Genomic DNA, 22,615 nt, shown 5'->3' with positions numbered 1-22,615 from the left:
CCCGTCTCCGCGGGCGTACGGCCGCAGGGATGTTCAGCCGTTGGCCAGCGCCTTCAGCCGGTCGGAGGCGCCGTTGAAGCGGTTGTGGTCACCGACTGTGCGGCCGGTCGAGGTGTACTGCCAGAAGGTCTGGTAGTTCCAGCCCCCGGGGAGTGTGCCGACTGACGACCCGTATCGCGGGACCCACAGCGGATGGGTGCTGCTGAAGGCAGTGGAGTTGTCGGTGCACTGCTTCCACCAGCTGGTGGAGGTGTAGAGGACCGCGTCCCGGCCGGTGCGCTTCTTGTAGGTGGCGAAGAAGTCCTTCATCCATTTGACCAGCTCGTCCGCGCTCATCCCGTAGCAGGTCGAGCCGTAGGGGTTGTACTCCATGTCGAGGGCGCCGGGGAGCGTTTTGCCGTCCTTGGACCAGCCGCCGCCGTGCTTGAGGAAGTAGGTGGCCTGGGCGCTGCCGCTGGAGGTATTGGGGGTGGCGAAGTGGTAGGCGCCGCGGATCATGCCGGCCTTGTAGGAGCCGTTGTACTGCTGTGTGAAGTACTTGTTGGTGTAGCTGGTGGACTCGGTCGCCTTGACGTAGGCGAAGCGGACACCGCTCTTCCACAGCGTCGACCATGTGACATTGCCGTTGTGGCTGCTGACGTCCACGCCCTCGACGGACTTCACCCGCGAGGACGCCGCGCTTCCGGCGGACGCCGTGCGCGAGGGCGCCGCGAGGAAGGACGTCGACCGGGCGGGACCGGTCGCGGTGCCCTCGTGCCGGGCGATCTGGGAACCGGCCCAGTCGTCGCCGGGGTGGGCGGGTTCGGACGCCCGCCCGCCGCGCGAGGCGGGCGAGGCGTCGGCGGTGCCGGGCAGGCCGAGCAGCAGGGGGAGGGCCGCGAGGAGGGCCGCGGCCACGGTCGCGCGGGCGCGCGCGGAGCGGTGGGGGAAACGGGAATTGAGCAGGGGCATACGTGCCTCCGAGGATCTCGGTGGACGACCTGAGGGTGTCCGGGATTGCTTCACGCACAGGTGAGGAGACCGGGAGGCGGGATGCATGACGCGAAGTGGAACCCGTGGCCGGCACGCGGCGGTGGAGCCGGGGCCGGGGAGCCGGGCAGGGGCCGTTCACGCCGCTACTGCGCCTGCTTCAGGGTGTCAGTTCGCCGGTGAAGACGGTGACCGCGTGGCCGAGGAGGGTGACCCGGTCGTCGTGTAGTGCGACTCCCACCCGGCCGCCGCGTGGGGAGAGTTGCCGGGCGTTCAGTGTGGTGCGGCCGAGGCGTTCGGCCCAGTGGGGGGCGAGGACGCAGTGGGCGGCGCCGGTGACGGGGTCCTCGGGGATGCCGGCGGCGGGGGCGAAGACACGGGAGACGAAGTCGTGGTCGGCGTCGTCCGGGGCGCTCGCGGTCACGATGACGGCTCGGCCGCTGAAGCCGGCCAGCGCGGCGATGTCCGGGTTCAGGTCACGCACCGTTGCCGCGTCCGGCAGTTCCACGAGCAGATCGTGCCGGGCCCGTCCGGTCCACTGCGGTTCGGCACCGAGGGCCTTGGCGAGGAGCGGCGGTACGGGGGTTGCGGTCGGCACATCCGTGGGGAAGTCCAGGGATATCGCGCCCTGGTCGTGCCGACGGGCGGTCAGTACACCGCTGAGGGTGGTGAAGGACAGCGGCGCGTCAGGAGCGGCGGCGGACCGGGTCGTGTGGAGCACGTGGGCGGTGGCCAGGGTGGCGTGGCCGCACAGGTCGACCTCCACGGTCGGCGTGAACCACCGTAGTCCGTAGGTGTTTTCCGCGGTCCGGTGCACGAAGGCGGTTTCCGAGAGGTTGAATTCGGCGGCCACCCGCTGCATCCAGGCGGCGTCGGCCGGCTGGTCCAGCAGACACACCCCGGCGGGATTCCCGGCGAAGGGCCGGTCGGTGAACGCATCGACGATGAAAGCACGCATGCGCCCGACGGTACTGGTTGCGGCGGGAGGGTGTCTCATACGTCTTTGGGCGGCTCGTCGGGCCCTCGATGTGCCGTAGTCCGCCATCCGTTCCGGCAGTCATTTTCACTCCGGAAGTGAGCATCTTTTGGCCTCATCTGTCTGACGGAGCACGGGAGGGGCAAGCTGTTCTCGCCATGGAAGCCGGATACGTACTCAGGGGATTGCGGGCCATCGCGTTCGCGGTGGTCTGTGTGCTGCTCACGGCTGTCGGGCATGTGCTGACGTCCGGGGCGGTGCTCCCGTGGCGGGTGCTGCTCACGGCTGCGGCAGGGGCCGCGGGAGGCGCGTGGTGCTTCGCGGGCCGGGAACGCGGTCCGTTGACCGTGGCGGCCCTGACCGTGGGCACCCAGGCGACGCTGCACTCCGCCTTCGCCCTCGGGCAGGCGCTGGACCACGCCGGGCACAGCAAACTGTCCTGGGGCAGGCTGTGGTGGGAATCGCTGCGGTGTGGTGGCGGGGTGCCCTTTCATCCGCTCCGGGTGCCAAGTGGTGTGCGTGAGGCTCTGGTTGAGGGATCGCCGGTGCAGGAGATGGCGCATGGCGGGCACTTCGGCGGGCTGTCGATGTCCGGCCAGATGGCCGTCATGGGGCACACTCCGCATCCGGGGGCGCCGGGTGGCGCCGGTGTGATGCTGGCGGCGCATCTGCTGATCGCGACGCTGAGCGTGTGGTGGATGTGGGGCGGCGAGCGCGCGGTCTTCCGGCTCGTACGGGCGGTGTCCCTCGCCCTCGTGCCACACCTCCGCCTCGTACGGCACACCGTGCTGCCGACCCTGCCGCCGGAGCCCCGGGAGCCGGAGCGGACACCGCAGCGCGCATTGCGGGGACAGCTCCTGGTCCATGTCGTCTCGCGGCGGGGCCCACCGGCGGCGCCGGCTGTCCACTGACAGCAGAGCGCCCTCCGGGCAGCGGACGGACAGCGCGCGGATGCCGCGCCGGCCGCGCCCGCCCCGACATCTCCGGTCCCCGCGCCGTTCGGCGGACCGGATTCAGCGAAGGACTTCCGACGATGACGCCTGCCCAGATTCCGGTATCGCAGATACCCGTGCCCATGGAACCGCGTGAGGGAGAGGAGGCATCGCATGCGTGTGACTGAGGATGCCCAGGTGACCCAGTGGGCGCTGGAGGGCCGCAGCGGCGACGAGGCCGCCGTCGAGCGGTTCGTCCGGGCCACCCGGCGCGATGTGCTGCGCTATGTCACGCATTTGAGCGGTGACTTCCAGGCGGCGGACGACTTGGTGCAGGACACCTATCTGCGGGCCCTGCGGGGCCTACCCTCGTTCGAGGGCCGGTCCTCGGCCCGTACGTGGCTGCTGACGATCGCCCGGCGCACGGTCGCCGACCGGATCCGCGCCAACCGGGCCAGGCCCCGTATCGCCGCGCTCGACGACTGGCAGACCATGGCCGAACAGGCGCAGCCGGAGCTCCTGCCGGGATTCGACGAGGGCATCGTGCTGGCCGATCTGCTCGGCGCCCTCGCGCCCGCGCGGCGGGAGGCGTTTGTGCTCACCCAACTGCTCGGGCTGCCGTACGCGCAGGCCGCCTCGGTGGCGCGGTGTCCGGTGGGCACCGTCCGCTCCCGGGTGGCCCGGGCCCGGGAGACGCTGATCGCGCTGGTGAACTCGGCCGAAGGCAGCACCGCGCGGCGGCCGGACGGCGCGGACCGGGAAGCGGCGCCGGCCGGCTTCGGCGCGACGTGGCGGGTGTCTGCTTCGACGGCCTCGGCGTGATGCGGTAGTGGTGGCGGCAGGATGCGGTCTTCGCGGCGGCAGGATGCGGTCATCGCGGCGGCGGGGTTCGCCGCACGCCGCGTCCTGCCCCGCTGCACTCCGGGCCCAAGCCCCGCACCTGCCCCCGCACGGAGAATCCGCCCGGCCGGGAACTCCACGCCCGGCCGGGCCGACTAGTGGGCTGTGGAGCGCAGCAATGAGCAGCCGGAGCCCCCAGCGGCACGGCAGGAGAGCAGGTCGTCCGGTCTCGGCGTACGGATGCGGGGCGTGGTGTGCCGGCATGGCCGCCTGGAGGCCGTGAGCGGTGTCGATCTGGAGGTGGCTGCCGGTGAACGGATCGCGCTGACCGGTACGAACGGTTCGGGCAAGACGACGCTGCTGCGGGCGGTGCTGGGGCTGCACCGGCAGGTCGACGGCCAGATCCTCGTCGGGCGGCGGGGCGCTCGCAGCGCGGCGGAGTGGGCCTGGCGCAGACGGGCCTGCGCATGGATACCGCAGCGCCCGGCGGCCGGACGCTTCCCGCTGCTGGCGAAGGAGCTGCTGGCGAGCAGCGGCGCCCCGGCCGAGGCGGCGAGCGCCGCCGTACGCCTCGGGGTGGGTGCGCTCGGGGACCGTCCGCTGAGCAGCCTGTCCGGTGGGCAGCTGCAGCGGATGCATCTGGCGCGGGCGGTGGGGTGTGTGGCCGCCGGGGCGGGCGTGCTGCTCGCCGACGAGCCGACGGCGGCACTGGACTTCGCCGGGCAGGAGGAGGCCGCCGAGGTGCTCACCACGCTGCCGGTGACGGTGCTCGTGGTCACCCATGACCGGGCGATGGCCGCGCGCTGCGACCGGACGCTGGAGATGGCCGCCGGACGTCTGCGGGAGGTCCGGTGAGCGCGCTCGGACAGGTCGGTGACCTGCTCCAGCTGGTACCGGTACAGCGCGCCGGGGCCGGTCTGCTGCTGTCCGCGCTGGGGCTGCCGATAGTAGGCGTGGTGATCGTCGGGCTGGACATCATGCTGGTGCGCTTCGCGATGATGCATGTGGCGCTGCTGGGCATCGCGGCAGGCCAACTGCTGGGCCTGGACCCGGTGTTGTGTGCGCTCGTCGCCTGTGCGCTGGCCGGTGCCGGGGTGGCGCCGCTGGCGCGTACGGCGGACGGGCTGTCGGGGGCGATGGGGCTGCTGATGAGCCTGGCCATCGCCGCCGCGCTGCTGATGCTGGCGCTGTCCGGGGTGAACGCGAACGGCGCCTTCGCGCTGTTGTGGGGGTCGATCCTGGCGGTGCGCCCCGTCGACCTCGTGGTGCTGGGTGCGCTGGCGGTGGCTCTTCCCGCGCTGTTCGTCTGGCGGCGCCGGGAGCTGTCGTTGCTGCTGCACGACCGGGAGCTGGCGCTGTGTTCCGGGGTGGCGGTGCAGCGGCTCACCGTGCTGCTCCTGGTCCTGGTGGCGGTCGCGGTCGCCGGTGCCATCCGGCTGACCGGCGCCCTGCTGGTGGACGCGCTGACTCTGCTGCCCGCGCTCGCCGCCCGCCGGCTCGGCCGCTCGCTGGTCTCGATCACTCTCTGGGCGATCGGCATCGGGCTGGTGGTGAACGTCGTCGGCTTTCTCGCCTCGTTGGCCTGGGACCTGCCGCCCGGGCCGGTCCTCGTCCTCGCTGCGGGTGCGGTCGCCCTCGCAGCTCATCTCATCCCTGAACGGAGAACTTCCTCATGGCGCGAATCCGCGGCCTCGTCCGTCCCCTCACCGCACTGAGCGCGGGCCTGCTGCTGATCTCCGGCTGCGGCTCCGCCCCGGAAAAGACCGCGGCCACATCGGACAAGGCTTCCTCCGGACCCGTGGTGGTCGCCACCACAGTCTGGGAGGCGGCGCTGGCGAAGGCCGCCGGGGCGAAGCAGGTGACCTCCCTCGTCCCCGCCTCGATCCGGCATGCGCCCGATTACGACGTCAAGCCGTCCGATCTGGCCAAGGTGGCGCAGGCCGACTACGTCCTCTACTCCTCGTTCGAGCCCTTCGCCGGCCGGATCAAGGAGGCGGCGGGCTCGGAGGCCAAGATGATCGAGCTGAACCTGGACAACACCCCGTCGAAGACGACGGCCAATGTGACCCGTCTGGGCAAGGCGTTCGGTACACAGCCGGCGGCCGCGCGGTGGAACACCACGTTCGGCAAGGAGTGGGAGTCGCTGCACAAGAAGGTGCGGGCCTCCTGGCCGGGCGGCAAGGCACCGGCGGTGACGGCGCAGATGTTCACCGGCTGGGCGGCCAAGCTCGCCGGGGCGCGGCTGGTGGGCACCTACGGGCCCGAGGCGGTGACACCGGCGCAGCTGTCCGAACTGTCCGCGAAGAAGCCGGAGTTCGTGCTCGACAACGCGAACATGTCGACCGGAACGGTGCTGCCCGGCGCGGGCGCCGAGCAGCTGAACATCGCCAACTACCCGGGGCAGGACCTCGACCTGCTGGCGGTGTACCGCAAGGCCGCGCAGCAGATGGAGAAGGCATTCGCCGCGTCCTGACGACGCGCTGAACCAGCGGGCGGTGGTGGGCCGTTGACGGATGCGCCCACCACCGCCGGCCGGTCACCCCGTCCGTGCGGGCTCGGCCGGGAGCCCGGCGGCGATCCGGTTCCGCAGGGCGGTGCGGTCGGGCTTGCCCGCGGGGGTGAGCGGCAGCGCGCCGGACACCGGCAGCAGATGCTCGGGGTGCTTGCGGCGCTCCACACCCCGCGTGTCGAGGTGGGCGCACAGGCTCCGGAGGGTGATCTCCCGGCCGGCTCTCGGCACCACGCAGGCCGCGAGCCGCTCCCCCATCAGCGGGTCGGGCACACCCACGCAGATCACCTCCCGTACGTCCGGGTGCGAGGAGAGCTCGCCCTCGACCTCTGCGGGGCTGATGTTCGCGCCACCACGGATCACGATGTCCTTGAGACGGCCGACGACCCGCAGCGTGCCGTCGGCCGCGAGCGTCCCCAGGTCACCGGTGCGTACCCAGCCGTCCGCCGTGCGGTAGCGCATGTTCAGCTCGGGGGCGCCGACGTAGCAGAGGGGTGTCATCGGGCCGCGCGCGAGGATCTCCCCGGTTGCGTCCGAGGCCGCACCGGGCGGCGGCGCGATCCGGATCTCGCAGACGGCGGGGTCGGGCCGGCCCACCACGATCCCCGGGGCGTCGTCCGGGAGCGGGGGCCGCTCCGCCAAGCCCGTATGGCAGTTGACGCCGTCGGCCGATCCATAGAGGTTGACCACCGGGCAGCCGAAGACCCGGGCCGCCTCGTCGTGCGTGGCCGCGTCGAGCGCGGAGCCGCCCAGGACCAGCGCCGTCGGCCCGTCCGCCGTACGGCCTTCCGTGGCGCACCGCTCCACCATCATGCGGACCATCGTCGGCACGCCCAGCACATGGGTCGGCCGATGGGCGCGCAGGGCCGCCAGCGCGGCCTCGGGCGTGAACCGGTCGAGCAGTACCAGGGTGCCGCCGTGCCGGGCGAGGGTCACCGCGGTCCCGCTGCTGCCGAACGCCGTGGCGAGCGGGACGAGGAAGAGACACCGCGGTGGAGTGCCGTCCGTCAGCAGCGAGGCGAGGAAATTGCCCCGCCCGCCGGCGAGCGCATTGTGCGAATACGCCACCATCTTCGGCTCCGCCTCGGAGCCGGAGGAGACCAGGATGCGGGCCGCGGAGTCGGGATCGGGCCGTTCGGGGGTGAAGGCGCGCTCATCGCCGGTCAGTTCGGCCGGTGACCGGCAGCCGGCGGGGACCGGGCCCGGGCCGACGGCGATCACGGTGTGCAGGTCGGGCAGGGCGTCGGCCCGTTCGGCCAGTTCCCTGGCGTGCTCGCTCCCCCGGTAGGTGGTGGCCGCGATCACCGCGCGCGCCCCGGAGCGGCCGAGCAGCGAGACGGCTTCGCGCCCGCCGCGCCCGACGGGGAAGGGCAGGGCTATCGCCCCCAGGGCGGCCAGCGCGAGATCGGCGGCCACCGCCGCTCTGCTGTTGGGCAGTTGGACGCCCACCACATCGCCCGGACGGATCCCGGCCCCGGCGAGGCCGGCGGCCAGACATCGCGCTTCGGTGTCCAGCTCGGCGTAGGTGGTCTCACCCTGGGCGTCGATCACGGCGGTCCGGAGCGGGTGGCGCATCCGGTGTGCCCGGAACAGCGCGTACAGGCCGAGATCGGGAACGTGTCCCGCCGCCGCCCAGAAGCGGCGGAGCGGGCCGGGGACCAGGTCGGGTATCCGCGGGGTCATACGAATCTCCAGGGCGTGGGGACGACGAGGGAGCCGTGGGAGTCACGGGTGAGGGCACCGCGCAGGCGCCGGTCCTGCGGGAGCGCGCCGAGGTCGGTGGTCACGGCGGTGGCGGCCAAACCGTCGGCCCGCAGCGTGGAGAGCGCCTGCTCGGAGGTCATCGTCGTCCACCGGGCCGCGCGGGCTCCGGCGGCGGCAGCGGAGGCATCGGCGGGGGCGATCCAGCCGTCGGCGGTCGGCAGCGGACGGCGGAAGCCGGCGGGGCGGCGCAACTCCCCGCCGGCCGCCGCCCGGTGCAGCGCCGGGGCGGTGAGCGCCTCCGCGGCGCCCAGCAGCGAGGACTCCACCCGTACGCCACTGCCGCCGCGTTCGCGCAGCAGCAGCCCGGCGACCACGGCTTCCGCGCCGAGCAGTCCGCCGAGGACGTCGATGAGGGTCATCAGGGACGGCGCGGGCGGTTCGTCGGCGGGGCGGGCCACCGCGCCGATGCCCATACGGGCCTGGACCATGAAATCGGTGCCCATCGGGGCCTCGGGCAGCCGCCCGGCCCAGCCGCTGGTGTAGGCGTACACCAGCCCCGGGTTGACGGCCGCCAGCCGGTCGGCATCCAGGCCGAGCTGTTCGGCCTTGCCCGGCGCCCAGTTGTGCAGGAAGACATCGGCGCCCGCGACCAGCTCCCGCAACTCGGCCCGGCCGACCGGAGACTTGATGTCGATCTGTACGGCGTTCTTGCCGCGGTTGAGCGCGAGCCACCGGGCGGAGACGTCCTGGCAGCAGGGCGGCATACCGCGCAGCGGGTCACCGCCGGGGGGTTCGATCCGCAGGACCTCCGCCCCGAGCTGACGGAGCAGATGGGCGGCGAGCGGGGCCTGGATACGGCGGCCCGCCTCCAGGACCGTCAGCCCCGAGAGGGGAAGAGCGGCGGGCGCGGCGGTGCCGGTGGCCGGCGGGGCCTGGTCCGCGGTCCGGGGGGTCAGACTCCAGGGTGCCGTGCGGGCCGTCGCTCCGGGGAGTGCGGCCGGGGCGTGCAGGGGGCACACCTCGGCCCCCGAGGTGGCGGCGGCCTGTTGCACCCGCGCCCAGGGCACGGCTCGGGCCGCTCGGTGCAGGGCCTCGGGCAGCGGGGCGCAGGCGGTGGCGTACCGGAACTGGAAGGGCTGCCAGCCGGTGCGGATCGCCTCCTCGGGTGCGCCGAGCTCCCGCCAGAACCGGGCCCAGGGGGCGGGGTCCAGCGCCTCCAGCTCGAACCGGGTGCCGCATCGGGCGGTGAACGGCGGACCCCCGGGAGCCAGCGGTACGGCCTCGGTCTCCGGGGCGTTCGCGGCCGCGAGGTACTGGCCGAGGGTGAGCAGCGCGGCCCGGTCCGCTCCGGTGGTGACCTGCGTGAGGTGCGCGCCGCCGCGCGCCCGGCCGAGCAGGGCGGCGAGCAGGCCCTGCACGGTGAGCACGGAGGCACAGGTGGCGGCGTAGTCGACGGCGAGACCACGCGGCCGGCCGTCGCGTCTGCCGTGCACCTCCATCATGCCGGTGGCCGCCTGAACGGTGGGCTCGTCGACGGCGTCCGCGGCCGGCAGGACATCGGCCCAGGCGGTGTACGCGGTGGCCGCGCCCGGCGCGCCCGTGACCTCGAAGGTCGCGGGCCCGGTGTGCGCTCCGGGCGGCTGCGGTGTCAGGGTCGCGCCGAGCGCCCGCAGATGGCCGGCCGCCGGCGCGGTGAGCGCCGACGGGCCCGCGACCCGGACGGTCACCTCTTCCAGCGGTCGGGACGCGCGGATGACGGCAGGGTGTCCCACGGCACTCCTCTCCGGCGGCGGACCGCCGCCTGGTTCACACACGGACCCGGGAACCGGACGGCATCCTGCGCCGACCAACTCCACGGCCAGTAAGTCGGACTGTCGGTTCACCGAGTTCCCGCTGAATGTGGAGGAGGCCGTGCCCGCCATGAACCCTGAGCAGCACCTGCCGTCGACGGACCCGCCCCTCGGGGCCACCGGACTCGGGCCGCCCGACTGCCCGCCCGAGGCCGCGGCCCTGCGCGAGCGGGTCAGGACGTTCGTACGGGACCGGGTGATGCCGTGCGAGCCGGTGCTGGACGCGGGGGGCGACGCGGCGCGCAGTGCGCTGCGCGGGCTCCAGGCGGAGGCGAAGCGGGCGGGGCTGTGGGCCCTGCCGCTGCCGGAGGAATACGGCGGCCAGGGGCTCGGCCTGCCGCTCTACGCCCATATCGCGGAGGCCGAGGGAGCCAGCGACCACGGCCCCGCCGCACTCGGCTCGGCTCCCCTCCTCGATGTGCTGATGCTCGCCCGGCATGCCGACGACACCGTGCGGGACCGGTTTGTGCGGCGCATCGCCGACGGCGAGGTGCGCACCTGTTACGCGATGACCGAGCCCGAAACCCCCGGCACCGACCCGGGGTTGACCGCGACCCGGGCCGTCCCGGACGCCGCGGGCGGATGGGTCCTGCACGGCCGCAAGTGGTTCACCTCGGGAGCGGGCGACGCCGATCTGGTCACCGTGCTGGCGCGGGTGGCGGACGAAGGCGCCGGGACGGACGGCCTGTCGCTGTTTCTGGTGCCGACGTCCGCCGCGGGGTTCACGGTGGTGCGGGAGCTGCCGGTCCTGGGCGCCGGCGGCCAGTGGGAGATCGAGCTCGACGGTGTCGCGGTACCGCCCGAGCAGGCGGTGGGCGCCCCCGGCCAGGCGCTGCGGATCGCCGGGGAGCGGCTGGTGCTCGGCCGGGTGCTGCGGTGTCTGCGCTGGCTCGGGCAGGCCGAGCGGGCCTTCGACCTGATGTGTCTGCGGGCCCGGTCACGAAGCCAGTCGGCCGGGCCACTGGCGGACCGTCAGCTCGTCCAGCAGCTGGTCTTCGACTCGCTGCTGGCCCTTCGTTCCACCCGGCCCCTGGTCCATGAGGCGGCGGCCCGGCTGGCCGCGGGCGACGATGCCCGGCTGGAGACCGGTCTGGCCAAGGTGGCGGCGGCCCGCATGCTTCAGCAGGTGGCCGACGCCGCGATCCAGGTACACGGCGCGGCCGGCCTCGGCCCGGACACCGCACTGCCAGGACTGTTCCGCACCGGCCGCACGGCCAGGCTCCTGGACGGCCCCGACGAGCTGCACATCACGGCCGTGGCCCGCCGGGTGCTGCGCGGTTACCCCGTCATGTCGTGAACGGCTCCAACCGGCCGGTGAGCAGCGCCAGTCCCATCGCCAGGAAGAAGTCGCCCCAGATCAGCTCATGGCGCGGGGCGAGGGCGCGGGCGGCGTCGTAGCACCCGTCCGTCAGCGCCCCACGGGCCGAGAGATGGCGGGTGCACAGGCGGTGCAGGATCTGCCGGGCCCGCGTGGTCAGCCGGTCGGCTTGGTCGCCGCGGTCCGTCGCCCGCGCCAGGGCGGCCAGCTTCAGCAGGGCCACCGACTCGATGGCGGCCGCGGAGGTGTCGAGCGGGCCGGACGGTTGATCCTCCTGTGCCGGCGGGACGAGCGGGGCGGGTGGGGCGAGCGGCGGTGCCGTGGCCGGGGCGAGCCCCGGTGCCGTGAGCCGGTCCGCCGCCTCCCACAGGGCCCCGACCGCACGGGAGTTGAGCCCGTCGGCGAGGCAGTGGAGTCCGTCCGCGAGGCCGAGCAGCAGCCAGGGCGTGGTGCGGCTCCATCCCGGTGCGGGTTCGGCGCAGGGTGTCCAGCCGTCATCGGGGCCGGACTGCCATGCCGGGCGCGGTGGACACTCGGTGTGGCTCAGCGTCAGATGCCGGGTCAGATGGCCGTACGCCGCGCGTTCACCCTCCGTGCCCAGGCCGGCGAGCAGCGGCACCAGCCCCGGCACCGCGTCCACCCGCGCCAGCATCCGGGGGCCGCCGAACGCCGCGCCCCAGGGCACCAGTTCCTGCTCCGGGTCGTACGCCGCAAGACAGGACCGGGCCGCCGCCTCTCGCAGCCCGGCCGCCAGGCTGTCGCCCCCGGGCCCCGCGGCGAGCGCGGTGCCGTACCAGAGGATCAGCCCGCGGGTGGCGGTGTCCTGGTCGATCCAGTGGGCCAGTCTCCGGGTGCAGGCGGCCGCGGCCGCCCGGTCCTCGGGAGCGCCGGACGCGAGGGCGCGCAGCCAGAGCAGTCCGGCCCAGAAGCCACCCGTCCAGGACCCCCGGGAGGTGGTCTTCCAGGTGCCGGTCTCCGGGTCGGCGAACAGCGGGAAGCGCGGCCCCACTTCGGCCGCCGTCTGCGCGGTCCGCTCCAGCACCACCGTCCAGGCACGGTCGGCCCAAGACGCCTGGCCAGTCGTCTCACGGCTCATCTCACGGCTCATCTCATGCCTCTTGTCACGGGCGGTCCCATGGGCGGCCTCATGCATCGGGTCCTCCGGTACGACGCAGCATCAGGGGAACGGCGATCGCCGACGCCGCCGCGAACTCGGCCGCCACCAGGAGCCAGCCCGGCCCGTATCCGGTCGCGGAGACCAGCGCGCCGAACAGCGGCGGCCCCACCGCGAACCCCGCGAAGAACCCCGCCGACACCAGGGCGGAGTCCTTCCCGGCCCGGCCGGGCGCCGCCCTCCGCAGCACCAGCACCATGGAGACGGCATTCGCCGACACCGCGAACGAGCCGACCGCGACGGCGGCCGGCCACACCAGCGGATGTGCCCGGAGCGCGGCGGCGAGCAGCAGTGCGGCGCCCACCGCACCGGCCGCCAGCAGCGCCGGCAGCGCCTCGGCCCATCCCGGCCGCCCCGCCGCCCGTGCCCAGCCGACCCGTCCGCCGATACCGGCCACGCCCAGGACGGCCACCAGCGCCGCCGCCGTGGTCGCGGTCATCCCGAGGCGTTGCGAGCCGAACAGCGCCAGGTAGGTGTTGACCGAGGCGATGCCGCAGCCGAGCAGCAGGGAGAAGGCGGCCAGCCGGCGGGTGTCGCGGGGGGACGAGGCCGGGGCGGGCGGGCCCGTGGTGGCCGGCGGCCGGTCGGCAGGCAGGGCCCGGGCCGCCCAGAGCGCGGCCAGCGCCGCCGCGGCGGCCGCCGCCCAGACCGCGCCGCGCCAGCCCACCCCTGCCGCCAGCAGCGACAGCGGCAACCCCGCCACGAACGCCCCGCACTGCACCCCCGACTGCTTCCACCCGGTGACGGCGGCCTGGCGTCCGGCCGGAACGGCGGCGAGAATCACCTTGTTGGTGGCGGGGTTGGCCAGCGCCTGCGGTACCCCGCCGAGTGCGACGGCCAGCAGCAGCACGCCGGCCCCCGGCACGGCGCCGATGAGCGTGAGCGAGACGGCGGTGAGCAGCAGCAGTGCGATCAGGCAGCGGCGGGGGCCCACCCGGTCCACCAGCCGGCCCGCCATCGGCGAGAGCACGGCCGCCGCCCCGAAGCCCGCCGTGGTGGTCAGGCCCAGCACCGTGCGCGAGATCCCCAACTCCCCGACCAGCCGCGGCCCGAGCGCCCCGATCACGAACAGCTGGAGCATGGAGAACGCCATCGCCGTGGTGAGCAGCACGGTCAGCGACCGGCCGCCCGGCGCCCGTACGGTGCCACCGTCCGGCCCGGCGGCCTCCGGTTCCTTGCCACGCTTCACCAGCACGCGCCCTCCCGGCAGCTCCGGCCCTCCTCCGGGCCCCGGTCCAGTCAGTCGTACGGTCCCGGCGCCTGGTTCCCGGCAACCCGCGGGGAGAGTGCGGCGCGCCGTTCGGTGGCGCGTTTTCGGCCTTCGCTGGGTGGCTGCGGGGTCGCGGCGGCCCGCCGCGGGAGTCCGGCCGGCCCGCCGCAGCCGGCTCGCCACCGCCGGCTCATCCGTTCGGCGGCCGCCCGGTGGCCGGTCCGCACCTGGCGGGCGAGGGTGTCCGTGTGACCGCGCTACCGCGGTCCGCTGTCGCACGGGCCGAAGCATGGGAGAGCCGGATGCCGAAGTACCTGGTGCAGGCCAGCTATACCGCCGAGGGCATGAAGGGCCTGCTCGCCGAGGGCGGCTCCGGACGCAAGGCGGCCGTCGAGCAGGTGGTCAGCTCGTGCGGCGGCACGCTGGAGACGGTCTACTTCGCCTACGGGGACGCCGACTTCTACTGCGTCCTCGACTTCCCCGACCAGGTGTCGATGGCCGCCATCTCCATGACCGTCCGCGCCAGCGGAGCCCTGCACTCCAAGACGATTCCGCTGCTGACGGTCGAGGAGATCGACGAGGCCGCCAAGAAGTCGGTCAGCTTCCGCCCGCCGGGGGCGTAACCGCCGCTGCCCGGGACGGACCCGTGGCGCGGTGTGCGACGCGGGCGGGCGGACGCGGGCCACGCGGCGGCTGTGGACGGCGGCCGGACGAGGGTCGGCAGCACCGGGCCGCGGGAGGATGGGCAGGGAGCGTCGTGAGGAGACCGGAGCTCGATCATGCGGCGCTGTTCGCCGCGACCCCGAGCGCGTGCCTGGTCCTCGATCCGGAGCTGGTCATCGTGGACGTCAACCAGGCGTATGTCCAGGCGACCCTGCGCACCCGCGACGAGCTGCTCGGGCAGTACGTCTTCGACGCCTTCCCCGACAACCCCGCGGACCCCGACGCCGAAGGGGTGCAGAACCTGCTCCCCTCACTGCGCCGGGTGCTGTCGACCGGGGAGCCGGACACGATGGCGGTGCAGCGGTACGACATCCCCGTGACGGAGCGGGCCGGGGAGTTCGAGGAGCGCTGGTGGTCCACGATCAACACCCCCGTCTCCGGGCCGGACGGCAGGGTGGCGTGGATCATCCACCGGGTCGAGGACGTGACGGCCTTCGTCCACTCCCGCCGGGCCCGTCCGTTGCCCGGCGGGCGGCTGAGCGAACGCGAGGAGGCGATGGAGGCCGAGCTGTACGTCCGGGCCCGCGCGCTCCAGCACCTCAACGAGGAACTGCGCCGGGCCCACGCCCGCGAACGCCAGGTCGCCCTCACCCTCCAGGAGGCCATGCTCCACTCCCCCGACCTCGCCGGGCACCGTGACATCGCGGTGCGCTACCTCCCCGCCATCGGCTCCCTGAACGTCTGCGGCGACTGGTACGACATCGTCGACCTCCCCGGGGACGGTTTCGCCGTCGCGGTCGGCGATGTCGTCGGCCACGGGCTGGATGCCGCCGCCGTCATGGGCATGCTCCGCAGCGCCCTCAGTGCCGCCGCCCGCTCCGTCGAGGGCCCCGCCCAGGCACTGAAAGTGCTCGGCCTGTACGCCCGCTCCGTCGACCAGGCGCTGGCCACCACCGCCGTCCAGGTACTGATCGACACCGCCGGCCGCCAGGTCACCTACAGCAGCGCCGGCCACCCCCCGCCCGTCCTGCTGCACACCGACGGCACCCACGAACTCCTGAACCGCGCCACCGACCCGCCCCTGGGCGCCCACCCCGAACAGGTGCCGCGCCCCCAGGCCCACCTTCCGTACGTGCCGGGCGACACGCTCGTCCTCTACACCGACGGGCTCATCGAACGCCGCGACGAGGACATCGACACCGGCCTCACCCGGCTCACCGACGCCCTCGCCCGCTACAGCACCTTCAGCCCCGAACGCCTCGCCGACGCCCTGCTGACCCGCCTCGGCGTCAGCGCCGGCGCCCGCGACGACATCGCACTCGTGGTCGTACGGCTGTAGTTCCGGCAGGCGCCCGTTGAGGATCCGTCAGTCACTGCCGCAGGGCAGCGGGTCGGCGAAATGGCGCTCACCGGCGATGAAGGACGCGACCGTACCGTCGTCGTTCATGAGGAAGGTGATGACCCTCCCGTGGAACTTCGCAAGCCTGGGAGCAAATACGAGCTCCTCGGGCCCGCCGAGCCCCTGACGTGACGTCACCTCACTGTCGTACGTGGCCAGCACGTCCTCCCTCGTGCTCCCCACATGAACGCCGGAGGCGGTGGCAAGCGATGCCGGCGTCGACGACAGGACGGAGATCGCCACCAGCCGGTCGTCGTCGTTGGAGAAGCGCAGCAAGAGGTTCTCGGGCCCTCCCTCGACGCCAAGGTCACGGCACTCCGGCCCACCCGGCCCGTCAGGAATCCGCGCCCCGACCACACGCTCGGCCGCTTGACGGCTCATACCGATGCGCAGCGGGCCCATCCCGTTGACCGTGATGGGCCGTGCACTCAGATCGACGGGGTCACGCGCGGCGGCCTCGGCGCGGCAGCACTTGATTGCCCTCGCCCTTGCAGGTGCATCCGGCAGACATGGAGCGCACGATGGGAGAGGAAGATCCAAATCCTCGTATCGCTCGGGACTTCCGATGATGGAGCATCCAGGACTTCAGTGCACAAAGGGCCGTTACGCACAGCGGACGGGCGGCGGGCGCTACACCCGATTCGGCTCTGGACCAGGAGTCATCGACCGCGTGATGCAGAGCTTCAGGGTGGCGATGGCCGCGATCCTCATGGGTACCGGCCATTCGGGACGGAGTGATAGTTGCCGCGCGCATCCACCGCGAATGATCGCGAATGGTGACGACGCGAATGATCACGAAGGCTCATGGACACCGACCCGGCCACCCGTGGCCCGCACCGATGCGGTGGAAGATCCGCCAGGGCGGGCCACGGGGACGGGCGGGCCGGAGCGGCTCAGCGCTCCCGTTCCACCAGTTGCTTCAGTTGCTCCAGGTCACTGCGGAGGCCGCGTTCGATCGCGGTTGCCTGGGCGAAGCCCTGCGGTCCGCCGAACGTCTCCTTGATGGTTCCCGGGTCGTACTCGAACCGGGCCTGGACCCGGGTGTGCTGGTCGTCGAGGGGCAGCAGCGAGAAGGTGCCAGCCAGGTCGGGACCGCTGGTGGTCTGCCATCGCATGACGTTTTCCACGCTGCGGTCGGTGATCTCGACCACGCACTCCTGTGGCCGCCCGCCCGCGTCGATGTCGAGATGCGTGCGGTGTTCGCCCTCCTGCCGGGCCTCGCGTACCCCGTCCAGGAACTGCGGATAGGAATCCGGCCGGTGCAGGCAGTCCCACGCGGTATCGAGGGGAACGCCGACGTCAATATGTTCTTCGAGAGTGCTCATCAGGCACCTCACAGCTCGGTTCACGGCTACACGGTCATGTCTCCAGGGTGCTCCGGCCGGGAACCGGAAGCGAGCCGCTCCGGGCCTGCCGGCCGGCCGATGGGGCCGAGTGGCTCATGCCGGGGGCGGCGCCGCTGCGGCCACGCTGGAGAGGCAGGGGCGAGACGCCGGCGCCCGTGGAGGCCCCGAGTGCGCGGAGGTGCGTCATGGCCGGCCCGGTGGTCGTAGGACTGGACGGCACGGGGAACAGCGTGCCGGCCGTGCTCTGGGGCGCCGAGGAGGCCGCGGCCCGGGGCCTCCCGCTCCATCTGCTGCATTCCTGGGGATCTCCGTCGGCGAACGTCCCGCCGGCCGCTCCGGAGGCGGCCGGCCGGGAGCGCCGTGGAGCCGAGCTGCTCCGTGGCGCCGTGGACCTGGCGTACACCGGGCACCCGGGGATTCCGGTGACCACCGAGCAGGTCGCAGAGCGGCCCGCGGACGCGCTGCTGGAGCGGAGCGCACAGGCCACGATGCTGATTCTGGGGTCGCGCGGGCACGGCGCGATCGCCGGTTTCCTGCTCGGCTCGGTCAGTCTCCAGGTGCTGGGCCAGGCGGTGTGTCCGGTCGTCACGGTGCGCGAGGACGCGGCGTTTCCGCAGCGGGAGATCGTGGTGGGCGTCCGGCATGCGGGGCCGGAGGACGAGGCCGTGCTGGAATTCGCCTTCACGGCCGCCGACGCCCATCAGACACGGGTGCGCGCCGTACGGGCGTGGGGCCCGGCGGCGACCGTGGGCCCGGTGCCCGACGGGCCGGGCCGCTCGCCGCACGGGGCGGACGCGGGCCGCGCGGAGCACGAGATGCTCGCCGAGGCGTTGCTGCCCTGGCGGGTGAAGTTCCCCGCCGTCGAGGTGGTCCCGCACGTGGCGAGCGGCCGGGCCGCCCCCGTGCTGCTGGCGGCCTGCTGCGATGCGGGCCTGCTGGTCGTCGGGCGCCGCAGCCGGCGGTCACCGATGCTGCTCGGCCCCGTCGTTCATGCAGCCCTGCACCACGCCAACTGTCCCGTCTCGGTCGTGCCGCAGGGCTGAGTGCCGGGTGCCGCGGCCGCCTCCCGGACGCCGGGCGGCGGCCCGTACGCGCTACTCCGGCGCGTCCGGCCGGTGCGTGGCGGTGTCGTCCCGCAGATAGCTGAGCCGGTCCACCACCTCGACCACCCCGTCGACGCTTTCACACAGCCGCACGGCGATGGGGACCAGGCTTTTGCGCTCCAGGGCGCCGGTGAGGGTCACATGGCCGTCGGAGACCTCGACCGTGACCGCGGACGGTGCCACCCCGAGCGTGCGCGTCAGCACCTCCTCCAGGACCTCCTCCTGGATGGCCCGGTCCCGGCGCAGGAACAGCTGCACGAGGTCACTGCGGCTGATCACCCCGATGAGCCGCCCGGAGTCGTCGACCACGGGCAGCCGCTTGACCTTCTTCTTCTCCATCGTCTTGGCCGCTTCGACGACACTCCACCCGGGCCGTGCCACCACGGCGGGGCTGGTCATGATCGCCTCGGCGGTGGTCGCCCCGAGCTTCGCGATCTGCCGGCGCAGCAGATCGGCCTCGGACACCACCCCCACCGGCTGGCCGTCCTCGTCGAGCACGGGTACGGCGGTGATGTCGTACTCGTCGAGCAGCCGCGCGATCTCCTTGAACGGGGTGCCCCGCTGGACGACGACGGCCTCGGGCGTCATCAGGTCTGCCACGGTGCGGTGCCTCATCTCTGGCCAGTCCCTCCGGGTGTGCCGGGCCTGATCTCGTCGGCCCCATGGGCGGGGAGTGCGGTCTGCACGTGCTCAGTCGTGCGGGATCACAGCGACCGGGCAGGTCACATGGTGGATGGCGGCATGGGCGACCGGGCCGACGCGGGGCGCGAGCAGGGGACGGTGCAGCCGGCGGCCGACCACCAGGAGTTCGGCCCCGAAGACCGTCTGTACCAGGGCCCGGGTCGGGCTCTCCGGCAGCACGGTCTCCTGCACCAGCACACCGGGGAAGCGCTCACACCAGGGGCGCAGGGCGTCCCGCAGCTCGATGTCCGCCTCTTTGGTGAGTTCCTTCGCGGCATCGGGGTCGATGCCCCACGGGGTGTACGCCTGCACGGGCAGCGGGCGCCCGTGGACGGCCTGAAGCGGCAGGCCGCGGCTCGCCGCCGCGTCGAAGGCGAACGTCAGCATCCGGTCGGCGGGGCCGTTGAGGCTGACGCCGACGACGACCCGGGGCCGGGGAGCAGGTGGCGTGTCGTGCCCGGAGGGGTGGCGCGGGGTCTTCGCCTGCCCGGGCGCCCGGACCAGGACGACCGGCCCCTTGGCCCCGCCCACGACATTCAGGCTCACATCGCCGAGCACATAGCTTTCCCAGGTCCCCAGGGCCCGCGACCCGAGCACGAGCATCAGCGATTCCCCGGCCGCGCGCACCAGCGCGTCTTCCGCCTCCGCCCCCACCAGGTCCTCGATGATCTGGAGGTGCGGGCGGCGTTCGCGGACCTCGTCCAGGGCCTGGCGCACGATCTGCCGGGCGGCGGTGTTCTGGTCATGTCCGGCGGGCGTGTCCGCCGCCTCGGCGGACAGCAGTATCCACGCATGGAGCAGCCGCAGCACCGCCTGGCGCCGGTCGGCCTCGTCAGCGGCCCACTGCGCGGCGGCCAGGCTCTCCGGCGAACCGTCGAGCCCCACGGTGATGATGTCCGGCTCCATGACGGTGCTCCTTTCGGGGTCGGAGAAACGGGCCGGCGGGGCCCTGGGCTCCGGGGCCGTACGAGGCGGGCCGCACCGCTGCTCCCGCCTCAGGTCCCGTGCGGGCCCGGTCCCGCGCCGGGGGCCGAGGCGGCCTGGGTGGCGAGGACGGCCGCCTGGATGCGCCGCTCCACACCGAGTTTGGCCAGCAGGCGGGAGATGTGGTTCTTGATGGTCTTCTCGGAGAGGTAGAGCCGCTTGCCTATCTGACGGTTCGTCAGCCCAACACCGATCAGGCCGAGGATCTCCCGCTCCCGCGGGGACAGACCGGAGAGCGCCGCCTCCTCGGGCGGCGCTTCGGAGTCGCCGCCGCGCAGACTGCTCATCAGCCGTGCCGTCGTCGCGGGATCGAGCATCGAGCTGCCGGAGGCGACCGTGCGCACCGCGGCGACGAGATCCGCCCCCTTGATCTCCTTGAGCACATAACCGGCCGCACCGGCCATGATCGCGTCCAGCAGCGCCTCGTCGTCGTCGAACGAGGTGAGCATCAGACAGGCCAGTCCCGGCATCCGCGAGCGCAGCTCCCGGCACACCGAGACCCCGTCGCCGTCCGGCAGCCGCACATCCAGCACCGCGACATCCGGCCGGAGCGCCGGTCCGCGCGCGAGCGCCTGGGCGGCCGTCCCGGCGTCGCCGACCACCTCGATATCGGGCTCGGCATCGAGCAGATCCGCCACCCCGCGCCGGACGACCTCGTGGTCGTCGAGCAGGAACACCCGGATCGGCCGGTGCGGTGAGAATGCCTCCGCGTCGCTCATGACGCCCTCCGGCTGCCAAGACGTCCGTCTCACTGTCCCCATCGTGACCCCTCTCGCAGGGGCCTGCCAGACCGGACCGTCCCGCGGCGGCCCCGGCCGGCAGCGCGTGTCAGCCATGGCCCGACGGGCGCTCCTGCCCGGCGGGCGGCGGTCCCGTGACGTCGAACCGCACGTCCACGACGCCCTCGACCGCCTGCACCAGACGGGCGGTGACGGGAAGCAGCGACGGGTCGCGGAGCGTGCCGCTGAGGGTGACCACTCCGTCGGTGACGGTGACCACCGGCTGGTCGGCCGCCGCGGGGCACAGCCGGCCGATGATCTCCGTACGGATCTCCTGCGCCAGCTCCTCGTCCGGGCGCAGAAAGACCTTGAGCAGGTCGGCGCGGCTGACGATGCCCTGGAGCAGCCCCTGGGCATCGACCACGGGCAGCCGCTTCACCGACTTGAACGCCATCGTCCGCGCCGCCTGGGCCAGGGTGTCACCGGCGTGCACGGTCAGCGCGGGCGCGCTCATCAGATCCCCCGCGGTCAGCCCGCCGGCCTTGCGGACGTCGTCCAGCCGCCGCGCCTGCTCCAGCCGGCTCGGCTGCACCCCCCGGAACTCTTCCTTGGGCAGCAGATCCGCCTCGGAGACCACCCCGACCACCCGGCCCTCCCCCGCCAGCACCGGCAGCGCACTGACCCGCCACCGCCCCATGGTCTCCACGATCTCCTTGAACCGCGCCTCCTGGCCGATCGCGACCACGGCCCGGGTCATCACCTCGCCGACGGTGTACGGGCTGTGCGCCATGACGCCTCCTCGGTACGGCCCGCCACCGCGCCCGCTCCCGGCCGTCCGGTGCTTGCGGCGCCCGCCCGCGAGAACCGGCGAACGGTCCCGTCAGCGCTGCGGGCCCGCCATCGGCGTCCGGGTCCGGGCGGCGGCCGGCGCGGTGACATCGAACTCCACGTCCACGACCCCCTCCACCGCGCGCACCAGTCGTGCGGCCACCGGGATGAGCGAGGTGTCCCGGACCCGGCCGCTCAGGGTGACCACCCCGTCCATGACCGTGACCCGCAGATCCTTGACGGGCGTCGTGAACAGCTCCCCCACGACGTAGCGGACATCCTCCGCGAGGTCCTCGTCCGAGCGCAGGAAGACCTTCAGCAGGTCGGCGCGGCTGACGATGCCCTGGAGCACCCCGTGTGCGTCCACCACCGGCAGCCGTTTGACGGAGCCGCGCGCCATGGTCCGGGCCGCCTGGGAGAGCGTGGCATTGGCCCGCACGGTGAGCGCGGGACCGGTCATCAGCTCCCCCGCGGTCAGCGCGCCCGCCCGGCGCACATCGTCGAGCCGCCGCAGCTGCTCCAGGCGGTCAGGGTCGGACTCCCGGAACTCTTCCTTGGGCAGCAGATCGGCCTCCGAGACCACCCCGACCACCCGGCCCTCCCCCGCCAGCACCGGCAGCGCACTGACCTGCCACCGCTCCATGGTCTCCACGATCTCCTTGAACCGCGCCTCCCGGTCGACCGCGGCCACGGTCCGTGTCATCACATCGCTGACGAGGTGCGGAGTGTTCTGCATGATGCCTCCTCGGTACCCGGACCGACGTCACCCGGCCCGTGACACCTCCAGCCTGGAATGCGCCGCGCGCGCCGCACAGGGGCCGTACGGTCCCTGTCCGACGCCGGACGGCCACCGGGCCCCGGCTCCGCCCCGCACTGCCGTCCGGCGGCCCGGGCTCGCCGAACCACCGGGAAACTGGGCAGGTCAGCAAGGTTTCCGGGCCCGGAAATGGCGGGGTAACAGCTGCGCACGGCTGCTCGCGCCGTGCTACTGTCGATCTCAGTTGCAGTTGTGGTTGTGGTTCCCAAAGACTTCTCGCACCCCCGCCGCCATTCCAGGCCGGCGGGAGCGCTTTTGTATTTCCGGTTTTTCCGGACGGGGCAATCATCGCGGCGACGCGGGGTCCGCACAGTGCGGCCCCGGCACTGCCCCCGAAGGAGATAAACATGGCTACCGGTACCGTGAAGTGGTTCAACTCGGAAAAGGGTTTCGGCTTCATCGAGCAGGACGGCGGCGGCGCTGACGTCTTCGCCCACTACTCGAACATCGCCACCCAGGGCTTCCGTGAGCTCCAGGAAGGCCAGAAGGTCACCTTCGACGTCACCCAGGGCCAGAAGGGCCCGCAGGCCGAGAACATTCTCCCTGCCTGACGCCGACGCACACATCGCAGCTGGGGCCCGCACCTTGGGTGC

23 protein-coding genes are annotated in these 22,615 nt (G+C 73.3%); 10 read left to right on the top strand and 13 right to left on the bottom strand.

Features of this window, described 5'->3' with window-relative positions; translation table 11 throughout:
* Positions 1–33 precede the first annotated feature (33 nt).
* Both AC3EUV_RS04055 and AC3EUV_RS04050 read right to left on the bottom strand, forming a co-directional pair.
* Positions 34–951, bottom strand: a complete 918-nt coding sequence (locus AC3EUV_RS04055; protein WP_432144486.1) for a lysozyme — start codon at positions 949–951, stop codon at positions 34–36.
* Positions 952–1,129: 178 nt separating this feature from the next.
* Positions 1,130–1,927: a PhzF family phenazine biosynthesis protein gene (locus AC3EUV_RS04050; protein WP_435602159.1), complete on the bottom strand. Its 798-nt coding sequence runs from the start codon at positions 1,925–1,927 to the stop codon at positions 1,130–1,132.
* A 176-nt stretch (positions 1,928–2,103) separates the two neighbouring features.
* Here AC3EUV_RS04050 and AC3EUV_RS04045 point away from each other — a divergent pair, with 176 nt between their 5' ends.
* The 5 genes from AC3EUV_RS04045 (at position 2,104) to AC3EUV_RS04025 (ending at position 6,190) form a co-directional block, all read left to right on the top strand.
* Entirely contained in the window at positions 2,104–2,856 is a 753-nt protein-coding gene (locus AC3EUV_RS04045; RefSeq protein ID WP_432144488.1) for a PE-PGRS family protein, read from the top strand.
* 195 nt (positions 2,857–3,051) lie between these two features.
* Positions 3,052–3,699 carry a sigma-70 family RNA polymerase sigma factor gene (locus AC3EUV_RS04040; protein WP_432144489.1) on the top strand — a complete coding sequence of 216 codons (648 nt, stop codon included), beginning with the start codon at positions 3,052–3,054 and terminating at the stop codon, positions 3,697–3,699.
* 258 nt (positions 3,700–3,957) lie between these two features.
* Positions 3,958–4,572: an ATP-binding cassette domain-containing protein gene (locus AC3EUV_RS04035; protein WP_432144528.1), complete on the top strand. Its 615-nt coding sequence runs from the start codon at positions 3,958–3,960 to the stop codon at positions 4,570–4,572.
* Positions 4,569–5,432 carry a metal ABC transporter permease gene (locus AC3EUV_RS04030; protein WP_432144490.1) on the top strand — a complete coding sequence of 288 codons (864 nt, stop codon included), beginning with the start codon at positions 4,569–4,571 and terminating at the stop codon, positions 5,430–5,432. Before AC3EUV_RS04035 ends, AC3EUV_RS04030 begins: the two co-directional genes overlap by 4 nt.
* The gene (locus AC3EUV_RS04025; RefSeq protein ID WP_432144491.1) at positions 5,390–6,190 is read left to right on the top strand and encodes a metal ABC transporter substrate-binding protein; all 801 of its coding nucleotides are present in this window, start codon (positions 5,390–5,392) and stop codon (positions 6,188–6,190) included. Before AC3EUV_RS04030 ends, AC3EUV_RS04025 begins: the two co-directional genes overlap by 43 nt.
* Before the next feature lie 63 nt (positions 6,191–6,253).
* On the opposite strand, the gene AC3EUV_RS04020 is transcribed toward AC3EUV_RS04025, so the two are convergent.
* Both AC3EUV_RS04020 and AC3EUV_RS04015 read right to left on the bottom strand, forming a co-directional pair.
* A complete protein-coding gene (locus AC3EUV_RS04020) occupies positions 6,254–7,909 on the bottom strand; it encodes a class I adenylate-forming enzyme family protein (protein ID WP_432144492.1) in 1,656 nt (551 codons plus the stop codon).
* Entirely contained in the window at positions 7,906–9,702 is a 1,797-nt protein-coding gene (locus tag AC3EUV_RS04015) for a CoA transferase (RefSeq protein WP_432144493.1), read from the bottom strand. Before AC3EUV_RS04015 ends, AC3EUV_RS04020 begins: the two co-directional genes overlap by 4 nt.
* Positions 9,703–9,850: 148 nt before the next feature.
* On the opposite strand from AC3EUV_RS04015, the gene AC3EUV_RS04010 reads away from it, so the two are divergent.
* The gene (locus AC3EUV_RS04010; protein ID WP_432144494.1) at positions 9,851–11,077 is read left to right on the top strand and encodes an acyl-CoA dehydrogenase family protein; all 1,227 of its coding nucleotides are present in this window, start codon (positions 9,851–9,853) and stop codon (positions 11,075–11,077) included.
* Here the strand turns inward: AC3EUV_RS04010 and AC3EUV_RS04005 are convergent.
* Complete coding sequence (locus AC3EUV_RS04005) at positions 11,067–12,194, bottom strand: sugar ABC transporter permease (protein ID WP_435602158.1); 1,128 nt, start codon at positions 12,192–12,194, stop codon at positions 11,067–11,069. The two genes, AC3EUV_RS04010 and AC3EUV_RS04005, sit on opposite strands and share 11 nt — an antisense overlap.
* Before the next feature lie 49 nt (positions 12,195–12,243).
* Positions 12,244–13,365 (bottom strand): MFS transporter, encoded by a 1,122-nt coding sequence (locus tag AC3EUV_RS04000; protein ID WP_435602272.1) that lies wholly within the window; start codon positions 13,363–13,365, stop codon positions 12,244–12,246.
* A 419-nt stretch (positions 13,366–13,784) separates the two neighbouring features.
* Between AC3EUV_RS04000 and AC3EUV_RS03995 the strand changes: the two genes are divergently transcribed.
* Entirely contained in the window at positions 13,785–14,105 is a 321-nt protein-coding gene (locus AC3EUV_RS03995; RefSeq protein ID WP_432144497.1) for a GYD domain-containing protein, read from the top strand.
* A 134-nt stretch (positions 14,106–14,239) separates the two neighbouring features.
* Positions 14,240–15,484 carry a PP2C family protein-serine/threonine phosphatase gene (locus tag AC3EUV_RS03990; RefSeq protein ID WP_432144498.1) on the top strand — a complete coding sequence of 415 codons (1,245 nt, stop codon included), beginning with the start codon at positions 14,240–14,242 and terminating at the stop codon, positions 15,482–15,484.
* 27 nt (positions 15,485–15,511) lie between these two features.
* Here AC3EUV_RS03990 and AC3EUV_RS03985 read toward each other — a convergent pair whose 3' ends face one another.
* Together AC3EUV_RS03985 and AC3EUV_RS03980 are read right to left on the bottom strand one after the other, a co-directional pair.
* Positions 15,512–15,946 carry a hypothetical protein gene (locus tag AC3EUV_RS03985; protein WP_432144499.1) on the bottom strand — a complete coding sequence of 145 codons (435 nt, stop codon included), beginning with the start codon at positions 15,944–15,946 and terminating at the stop codon, positions 15,512–15,514.
* Between the two features lie 491 nt (positions 15,947–16,437).
* The gene (locus tag AC3EUV_RS03980; protein ID WP_432144501.1) at positions 16,438–16,869 is read right to left on the bottom strand and encodes an SRPBCC family protein; all 432 of its coding nucleotides are present in this window, start codon (positions 16,867–16,869) and stop codon (positions 16,438–16,440) included.
* Between the two features lie 206 nt (positions 16,870–17,075).
* Here AC3EUV_RS03980 and AC3EUV_RS03975 point away from each other — a divergent pair, with 206 nt between their 5' ends.
* Entirely contained in the window at positions 17,076–17,933 is an 858-nt protein-coding gene (locus AC3EUV_RS03975) for a universal stress protein (RefSeq protein WP_435602157.1), read from the top strand.
* A 51-nt stretch (positions 17,934–17,984) separates the two neighbouring features.
* On the opposite strand, the gene AC3EUV_RS03970 is transcribed toward AC3EUV_RS03975, so the two are convergent.
* The 5 genes from AC3EUV_RS03970 to AC3EUV_RS03950 all read right to left on the bottom strand — a co-directional run bounded on the left by AC3EUV_RS03970 (position 17,985) and on the right by AC3EUV_RS03950 (position 21,941).
* Positions 17,985–18,608, bottom strand: coding sequence for a CBS domain-containing protein (locus AC3EUV_RS03970; RefSeq protein ID WP_432144503.1), 624 nt, complete (start codon positions 18,606–18,608; stop codon positions 17,985–17,987).
* A 75-nt stretch (positions 18,609–18,683) separates the two neighbouring features.
* Positions 18,684–19,580: a universal stress protein gene (locus AC3EUV_RS03965; protein ID WP_435602156.1), complete on the bottom strand. Its 897-nt coding sequence runs from the start codon at positions 19,578–19,580 to the stop codon at positions 18,684–18,686.
* A gap of 89 nt (positions 19,581–19,669) precedes the next feature.
* A complete protein-coding gene (locus AC3EUV_RS03960) occupies positions 19,670–20,377 on the bottom strand; it encodes a response regulator (protein ID WP_435602155.1) in 708 nt (235 codons plus the stop codon).
* Positions 20,378–20,486: 109 nt separating this feature from the next.
* On the bottom strand, positions 20,487–21,167 hold the full coding sequence (locus AC3EUV_RS03955) for a CBS domain-containing protein (RefSeq protein WP_435602153.1): 681 nt from the start codon (positions 21,165–21,167) through the stop codon (positions 20,487–20,489).
* Between the two features lie 90 nt (positions 21,168–21,257).
* Positions 21,258–21,941, bottom strand: a complete 684-nt coding sequence (locus tag AC3EUV_RS03950; RefSeq protein WP_435602152.1) for a CBS domain-containing protein — start codon at positions 21,939–21,941, stop codon at positions 21,258–21,260.
* A gap of 428 nt (positions 21,942–22,369) precedes the next feature.
* On the opposite strand from AC3EUV_RS03950, the gene AC3EUV_RS03945 reads away from it, so the two are divergent.
* Positions 22,370–22,573: a cold-shock protein gene (locus tag AC3EUV_RS03945; protein WP_042152846.1), complete on the top strand. Its 204-nt coding sequence runs from the start codon at positions 22,370–22,372 to the stop codon at positions 22,571–22,573.
* Positions 22,574–22,615 lie beyond the last annotated feature (42 nt).

It is taken from the genome of Streptomyces sp. bgisy130, assembly GCF_057708345.1.
Note: the sequence above shows the minus strand (reverse complement) of the source record. Positions and strands in the feature narration are given on the sequence as shown.